Genomic DNA, 1,036 nt, shown 5'->3' on the forward strand with positions numbered 1-1,036 from the left:
ACATAAAAGAATAGATTAGCGACAGCTCGCTATACTTGAGCGAATTACTTAATACCCCTATACATGCTTGAGTTTTTATTGTGTGGCGCTAGTAGGCTGTCGTTAGAAATAGATTCAATTTTTATCATTAGCTTTAGAATATTGGGAGCAATCCGTATATGAAATTAATTTTGTTAGGCGCACCAGGTGCAGGCAAGGGTACACAAGCTCAGTTTATGACTGAGAAATATGGTATTCCGCAAATCTCTACCGGGGATATGTTGCGTGCGGCTGTAAAGGCGGGCTCACCACTAGGTTTGAAGGTTAAAGAAGTCATGGCATCTGGCGGCCTGGTTTCTGATGAAACAATCATTGAATTGATTGAAGAGCGCATTCAACAGGATGACTGTGAGAACGGTTTCTTATTTGATGGTTTTCCTCGTACGATTCCGCAAGCTGAAGCGCTTAAAAAGCAAAAAATCATGATTGATGCGGTTGTTGAAATTGACGTGCCTGACGAAGAAATTGTTAGCCGTCTAAGTGGTCGTCGCGTGCATGAAGCAAGTGGTCGCGTATATCATGTTGATTACAATCCACCGAAGGTAGCGGGTAAAGATGATGAAACTGGCGATGCCTTGGTTCAGCGTGAAGACGATCAGGAAGAAACCGTTCGTAAGCGCTTAGGTGTATATCATTCGCAAACGGCTCCTCTTGTTGAGTATTATTCGTCTTGGGCTGATACCGGCGCAGATGAATCACCAAAATATGTGAAGGTTGATGGTGTTGGTGATATGGCTCAGATCAAACAGCAAATTGTTGATGGTTTAGACGCATAAGATAGACACTTCCTTCATTGTTCACTGAAACGGGCCTCTTTTTTAAGGGGCCTGTTGTTATTTACGACCCTCTTTATGCCAAAAATTCTTGCTTTAGATACTTCTTCTGATAATTGCTCTGCAGCATTGTGGAGTGAGCAAACAATGTATCAGGTGTGCGAAAAAGCCCCTCGAAGTCATACTCAGTTAATTTTACCTATGGTGAAAGACTGTTTGGGCCA

The 1,036-nt window shown here is 42.6% G+C and carries 1 protein-coding gene; it reads left to right on the plus strand.

Features of this window, described 5'->3' with window-relative positions; all coding sequences use genetic code 11:
* The first annotated feature begins 158 nt into the window (after window positions 1-158).
* Window positions 159-815, plus strand: a complete 657-nt coding sequence (adk, locus tag A3735_RS03995) for an adenylate kinase (protein WP_068514917.1) — start codon at window positions 159-161, stop codon at window positions 813-815.
* Window positions 816-1,036 lie beyond the last annotated feature (221 nt).

The sequence above is a fragment of the Oleiphilus sp. HI0061 genome, from assembly GCF_001635675.1.

What these genes read in the sequence shown, in the direction of transcription:
- adk (WP_068514917.1), top strand. Translation starts at nt 159, where the DNA reads ATGAAATTAATTTTGTTAGGCGCACCAGGTGCAGGCAAGGGTACACAA.